Origin of the sequence: Runella zeae DSM 19591, from assembly GCF_000423565.1 — a bacterium.
Classification (GTDB): domain Bacteria; phylum Bacteroidota; class Bacteroidia; order Cytophagales; family Spirosomataceae; genus Runella; species Runella zeae.
This window is the reverse complement of the sequence record NZ_KE384038.1, coordinates 475,377-481,629: the sequence shown is the minus strand read 5'-3', so window position 1 is coordinate 481,629 and position 6,253 is coordinate 475,377. Positions and strand designations below refer to the sequence as shown.

At 36.6% G+C, this 6,253-nt stretch carries 7 protein-coding genes and 1 tRNA gene; 3 read left to right on the top strand and 5 right to left on the bottom strand.

The features are described 5' to 3' along the window. The 3 genes from G563_RS35800 to G563_RS0124710 all read left to right on the top strand — a co-directional run. The coding region (locus G563_RS35800) for a transposase family protein (protein ID WP_037328023.1) at window positions 1-302 on the top strand (302 nt) is incomplete at its 5' end. Between the two features lie 381 nt (window positions 303-683). Continuing rightward, window positions 684-1,808, top strand: a complete 1,125-nt coding sequence (gene tcmP, locus G563_RS35790; RefSeq protein WP_051211181.1) for a three-Cys-motif partner protein TcmP — start codon at window positions 684-686, stop codon at window positions 1,806-1,808. Beyond that, complete coding sequence (locus G563_RS0124710; protein WP_028667690.1) at window positions 1,780-2,511, top strand: DUF5131 family protein; 732 nt, start codon at window positions 1,780-1,782, stop codon at window positions 2,509-2,511. Before tcmP ends, G563_RS0124710 begins: the two co-directional genes overlap by 29 nt. A 361-nt stretch (window positions 2,512-2,872) precedes the next feature. Here G563_RS0124710 and G563_RS0124700 read toward each other — a convergent pair whose 3' ends face one another. The 5 genes from G563_RS0124700 to G563_RS0124675 form a co-directional block, all read right to left on the bottom strand. Beyond that, on the bottom strand, window positions 2,873-3,433 hold the full coding sequence (locus G563_RS0124700) for a recombinase family protein (RefSeq protein WP_028667688.1): 561 nt from the start codon (window positions 3,431-3,433) through the stop codon (window positions 2,873-2,875). A 200-nt stretch (window positions 3,434-3,633) separates the two neighbouring features. Then, complete coding sequence (locus G563_RS0124695) at window positions 3,634-4,116, bottom strand: hypothetical protein (RefSeq protein ID WP_028667687.1); 483 nt, start codon at window positions 4,114-4,116, stop codon at window positions 3,634-3,636. A gap of 149 nt (window positions 4,117-4,265) precedes the next feature. Beyond that, window positions 4,266-5,477 carry a tyrosine-type recombinase/integrase gene (locus G563_RS0124690; protein ID WP_028667686.1) on the bottom strand — a complete coding sequence of 404 codons (1,212 nt, stop codon included), beginning with the start codon at window positions 5,475-5,477 and terminating at the stop codon, window positions 4,266-4,268. A gap of 282 nt (window positions 5,478-5,759) precedes the next feature. Further along, window positions 5,760-5,833: transfer RNA gene (locus tag G563_RS0124680), tRNA-Asn, on the bottom strand. 135 nt (window positions 5,834-5,968) lie between these two features. Beyond that, window positions 5,969-6,244 carry a PH domain-containing protein gene (locus G563_RS0124675; RefSeq protein ID WP_028667685.1) on the bottom strand — a complete coding sequence of 92 codons (276 nt, stop codon included), beginning with the start codon at window positions 6,242-6,244 and terminating at the stop codon, window positions 5,969-5,971. Between the last annotated feature and the right edge of the window lie 9 nt (window positions 6,245-6,253).

The following is a 6,253-nucleotide window of genomic DNA, read 5'->3' as shown; positions in this document are numbered from 1 at the left end:
ATTTAGGTTATCTTGGTATTCAGAAAGAATACAAATTTTTGTCTTTAAAGATTCCATTTAAAAAGCCCAAAAAAAGCAAAAAAAATCCTTATCCAAGCTTAACATTAGAGCAAAAAAACTACAACAAGTCTATTAGTAAAAAGCGAGTTTTTGTAGAAAATGCAATTGCAGGAATAAAACGTTATCATATTTTAATTAACAAGTATAGAGGAAAATCTAAGGAAAAATTTGATGAAAGTATTGAATTATGCGCAGGCCTTTGGAACTTCAAAATCGACTTTAAGAAAAAGATAACTTGTTAGTAATCAACAAGAAAACAACTCTAATAATTAATAAACAATTAAAAAACAAGATTATGCCACTTAAACCCGGACCAAAAAGAATCGCAGATTCAACAGGAAAACCAGACAAACGTCAGCGTGATAACAAAGAAACACCTGGAAATACACCATCATTAAAACCATCTAAATCGACTCCGAAACCAAAGAAATAAAATAAACTCTAAATTGTGCCAAACGCACAACATCGGTTTGGCGTTATGGCGGCGGAAGTGCAAATTTGAGCATTAGCTTTTCAATTAAACTTTTGTACAAATTTAAACATTTGTGCTTCTAATCCGCTACAAACGCCAAGCCGTAAACCGTTATCGCTCACACTTCGTAAAGAAAGACAATACAAAATAAATGGCAAAAGACATTCATAAAAAACCCTTTGACGAAGGCACAAAAGCAAAGCTTTCAATATTTGAAGACTACCTTAAAGAATGGTTACCTGTTTTTTTAGCCAAAAAAGAAGTTATTTGGAGGACAATAAATATTTATGATTTCTTTGCCGGTCCGGGTTATGATTCAAAAGGTCAAAAAGGAACACCAATGATAATAAGGGATGAATTAACTCCATATTTTGACAATATCATTAACAAAAGACTGAATGTTAATCTATACCTAAACGAATATAGTAAAGCTAAAAAAGAAAAACTTGAAAAAAGAATTGAAGAAGATGATTTAAGACCTTATTCCATTACTATAGAAAGTTTAGATTTTAAAGAAGCTTTTGACAAACAATTTCCTAGTATGGCTCAAAAAAGCTGTGCAAACCTTCTTTTTCTTGACCAAAACGGTGTAAAGCATATTAGCGAAGAAGTTTTCAAGAAAATTATTGAACTAAAAACAACAGACTTCCTTTTTTTTATTTCTTCATCAACTATAAAAAGATTTAGTGAACATCCAAACATCGCACAGCACATTAAACTTAATCCTGAAGAAGTAGAAAAAACACCTTATCACAAAATTCACGGACTAATTCTAGATTATTATAAAAACTTAATCCCACCAGCTAAACAATACTATTTAGCTCCTTTCTCACTTAAAAAAAATGCAGGAGTTTATGGTTTAATCTTCGGTAGTGGGCACGTATTAGGAATTGAAAAATTTTTGACTACTTGTTGGAACATTGACCCAGAAAGGGGTACAGCAAATTTTGATATTGATGATGACAGAATAATACAAGGGCAGTATGACTTATTTTCAGGAGAAGTTCGTAAACCTAAGAAAGTCGAACTATTTGAAAGTGAACTAGAGCGTAAAATACTTAATCGTGAGCTAACAACTGACCGCGAAATTTATCTATACGCTCTGACAAATGGATTTATCCCTGCTCATATTAGAAAGGTAATAAATAAACTTATTTCAGAAAAGAAAATAGACAAATGCAAGTTAAATTTATCAAGTAAAGTCTGTAAAGCAGATTCAGTAATAACACAAATAAAACTCATATACAATGGCACAATCAAGCATAGAATGGACTGAAATGACTTGGAACCCAACAACGGGATGTGACAAGATTTCGGCAGGATGTAAATTTTGTTATGCAGAAGTTATGTCAAAGCGTTTACAAGCGATGGGTGTTGAGAAATACAAAAACAATTTTGAAATAACCATTCACGAAGATGAATTACAAACTCCTTACACTTGGAAAAAGCCAAAAGTCGTTTTTGTAAACTCTATGAGCGACCTATTTCACAAAGACGTCCCAATTGAATTTATTAGGAAAGTATTTAAAGTAATGAAAGAAAATCCACAACACGTTTTTCAGGTATTGACTAAGAGAGCGGACATTTTAAGATATTATGACAGTGAAGGATGGTTGGATTGGACACATAACATTTGGATGGGAGTTTCAGTAGAGAACAATAAAGCAACTCAAAGAATTGATTTGCTTCGTGAGACAGGAGCTAGAGTTAAATTCCTTTCTTGTGAGCCATTGATTGGAGCAATTTCCAATATGAATTTGACAGGTATAGATTGGGTAATAGTTGGTGGAGAAAGTGGACGAAAGCCGAGACCTATGAAAGAAGAATGGGTATCAGACATAAAAAATCAATGTCTAGATGCAGACGTTGCATTTTTCTTCAAGCAATGGGGTGGGACAAACAAGAAGAAAACAGGTAGACTTTTGGAAGGCAAGACTTGGGACGAAATGCCAGAAATAGAACTTCATAAAAATGTGTAGAAAAGAAAGCCGAACCAATAGCAGGCGTTTGGCTCAATGACCGGTGAAATGGTTACTTGAACATTCTGCCTCGCATCAATCCCGAAAGCTTTCGGGATAGTGTATTGACAGTTTTGTGCTCCGAAATCCACCACTACGCCAAGCGGTATAATGTTAGCAGTAATCCTGTATATAGTTAATTTGATAGCAAATTTTAAGGTCGACTTGCAAAGTTTGCATTCCTGAGAAACGATTTTTGCTATCAAATTAAAGTCGCCATTGCACTGATCATCACAGGAGCCGCAAAAAGGCCGATTTAAAATGATAGCAAAATACTTCTACGGCCCCACGTCTGGGCAGAACATCGAGAGGGATTTTGTTATCATTTTTTATTTTTTTTGCCCACAATGTTGTAAATGGTGTTTCTATGCACACTGTAGGCAGTGGCAATCTGAGTCACGGATATATCCCCCTTGGCATATAGCGTATGGATTTCTTTCTCTTGCTTAGGGGTTAGTTTTTGCTTTCGGCCTCCCGTGCGGCCTCGCGCTCGTGCCGCCGCCAATCCTGCCTTGGTGTTCTCCCTGATAATGTCACGTTGAAATTCGGCAAAAGCGGCAAAAACATTGAACTGCATTTTGCCAGTGGGCGTATTGGTAGCAATGCCATCGGTAAGGCTCACAAAGGCTATATCTCTTTGGCGAAGTTCTTCGGCCTTTTGGATGAGGTCAATCATAGAACGGCTAAAGCGGTCTAGTTTATACACAATCACCGTATCACCTGCTCGGAGTTGGTCAAGCATACGTTGTCTTTCGGGGCGGTCGTCTTTAGCCCCTGATTCCTTTTCCATGAAGATTTTTTCACAACCCGCTTTTTGAAGGGCATCAAGTTGAGAGTCGAGGTTTTGGTCTTTGGTAGAGACCCGTGCATATCCAAAAATCATATTGAAAGTAGGGTATATTGTGCATTGATTTTTAGACAAGAAAATATGCAAAATGTAACACAAAAAACAATCTATTTGCTCCCATCAAAAACTTGCCCAACAAACCGTCGTTTGTTGGGCAGAGTAGGGGTAGTTTATTTTGATAGCAAAATAGTCATGTCGACCTACGCCTGGACAAAACATCGAGACGTGTTTTGCTATCATTTTTTTTCAAGCTCTATTACTACCGTTTCGGTTTCGTTGTTTGATGTTCCCACTAGCGATAATTGCAACTTATTGTCGGAGGTCAGATTACCTTCTCCTTTAAAGGCATATTGCACAGGCTTGGTAGAAATAGAAATATTATTCTCTGTGGTCTCATCAATCGAAAAATTGGTATAGCTTTTAGTTTTTACATTGGTGAAAGTAGTTGTCGAATAAATCTTTACAATACGTTTGTTAATATCATCCCATGCATCAACACTACTCGCAATGTTCATCTTTAGAGTGGTGTGATTAATCCTAGTAAGCGTTATATCTATTTGGGTTTTTAGATTGGCGCTTAAACTCCAACTATATTCATTTTTAAGATATTGATAGTTGCCAGCTATTCGGCTTGCGTAGTCCAATTTTGGCTCATTAGAGCAAGACAGTAGCAAAACTCCAAAAACAAAAATTATAATATGCAAGGGGCTTCTATTCATGGTTATTTGTGGTTATGTGTTATAAATTGATTGACGATTCTGATTATATAAAGTCACTTGTTTATAATATAAATTGAGCAAACGGTAATTTTTAGGATAGAAATAAAGGATAGTATAATGTAGAGTTTTTCATAAGTTGAGAGAGTTTTTTATCCTATTTTCAACAACTTCTCAAATTCTTTGATGATTGTTTCGGGATAAACAATCGTGTATATTTTTTCCGTCATGGCAATCGTGTCATGCCCCAAAACATCCCTAATTACTTCCAACTTCACACCCTTGTTCAGTAGGTACGTGCCACAAGTTTTTCGTAGATTCTTTAGGGTAATATTCTTCTTGACCCGAATGTTGCTCATGATGATTTTGAGTTGCTTGCGGATGGTGTCATACTTAAGAAGCGGAAGGTTATAATCGTATTTCCCTAAAATACTCGCCGCTTCGGGTAAAAGTGGTATCGTAACAGGTTCTGGAACGTTTCCCTTACGATACAGTTTTTGGCGGGTCAACCTGATGGCCTTTATCCCTTCGATTTCTACTAAATGTTTTTCGGAGTCGAAACGCACATAGTCGCAATAGTCTAGCCCCGTAAAACACAGAAAAATGGCAATATCTGCGCTGTACTGAAGCCACATATCTTCCGAACGAAAATCAATCAACCTTTGAAGTTCTAGGATGTGCAATGGCTCTGGTTTCTTGGGTCGATTTCGAGGTAGTTCTACGTCAAAAATAGGGTTTATAGCAACAAGACCTTGTTTTTTGGCTCGTTGGAAAGCCGTAGACAAATAACTAATATTTCGGCTCGTATGATCTTTACCAAACTTGTACTTCACCGTCAGGAATCTACGATACCGTTCCGCCACTGGTAGGGTAAAATGAATTACAGCTAAATTGATTTGCTTCTGAGAAATCAAAAAATCTTCTACAAGCTCTCTAGCTCGTACCCATTTAGCATATGACTTGGGCTTTAGGGCTTCTTCGACCGTATCTGGATTTTGTAGATATTCAAGTAAGTCGTCAAATGCCTTTAGAACGGTTAAGTTCTTTTGCTTTTTCCCAACGTAAACATCTATCAAGTGCTGAGAAGTGAGATACTCTGTAGTGATCGACAATTCCTGCTCAAGGGCGTCTAAGTCAGATTTAATCTTATAGAGACGCCTGTTTTTAAGTTGAACATCTTCTGAGCTACCAATGATTTTTTGAGCGTTATTGTCCCAATTATCCTTTAGTACCTTGATACCCGTACTTCGAGGAGTGGACAGTAAGCCATTGATATTTACAAAGAACACAATACTGGCGGGCATAGTATAATCTACCATTTTGCCCCTACGCTTGTAGCGTAGCTGAAAATTAACTTTAAACATTGTCCTTTTTTCATAAGAAGGATTTGTAAGTGAAACATAAATTAAAAATGGAGTCACTAGCAAATTCCTTTCCTGTTCTTATAGTATATAGAATAAAGAGGCAACAATTTATTTAGCGGTAATTTGTGTATGTGAAGACTTTTGGGTGTGTATGTGAATTTGTATGTAAACATACCCAATTGCAGGTGAGCAATTTATAAAGCTAGTAGGCTATTGCAGAAGTCTATAACGCAAAAAAACCGCGCAAAAACGCGGTTTATCAGTCCCATTCTAAGTAGTCTGCTCCCGAAGCTGGGCTCGAACCAGCGACCCTCTGATTAACAGTCAGATGCTCTAACCGACTGAGCTATTCGGGATTTTGAGGCCACCGCTATCGTTTCCGATTTTGGTGGTGCAAAAGTATCAGTTAAATTAATTACAAGCAAGACTTTTTTCAAAAAAAATCATTTTTCTTAGACGTACTTTCATTAACTTACTCAAAATGAGAGAAATTACACACGTTGTAAAATCAATTCTTTGATACGTTGCGCATCTCCCTTTGAAAAGTTTTCAATGACAATCTCAGGACGAGCACGAGGAATCACCCGAATCGTGGCAAAAAACATACCACTGTCAATCTCTACTCCTGAAATATCACTGTAAAATACAAACTGCTCTGTGCCTCCAATCAACTTTTTTAGCTTAAAGCTAACTCCTTTTTCCGTCAAATGAACCTCATTGGGACGTACAGGATCTTTTATGCTACTTGATTTGAATATTTCGTTCATTGTTATGTA

Bases quoted from the DNA above. Each gene is read 5' to 3' on its own strand.
- tcmP (WP_051211181.1), top strand. From the start codon at position 684: ATGGCAAAAGACATTCATAAAAAACCCTTTGACGAAGGCACAAAAGCA.
- G563_RS0124710 (WP_028667690.1), top strand. From the start codon at position 1,780: ATGGCACAATCAAGCATAGAATGGACTGAAATGACTTGGAACCCAACA.
- G563_RS0124700 (WP_028667688.1), bottom strand. From the start codon at position 3,433: ATGATTTTTGGATATGCACGGGTCTCTACCAAAGACCAAAACCTCGAC.
- G563_RS0124695 (WP_028667687.1), bottom strand. From the start codon at position 4,116: ATGAATAGAAGCCCCTTGCATATTATAATTTTTGTTTTTGGAGTTTTG.
- G563_RS0124690 (WP_028667686.1), bottom strand. From the start codon at position 5,477: ATGTTTAAAGTTAATTTTCAGCTACGCTACAAGCGTAGGGGCAAAATG.
- G563_RS0124675 (WP_028667685.1), bottom strand. From the start codon at position 6,244: ATGAACGAAATATTCAAATCAAGTAGCATAAAAGATCCTGTACGTCCC.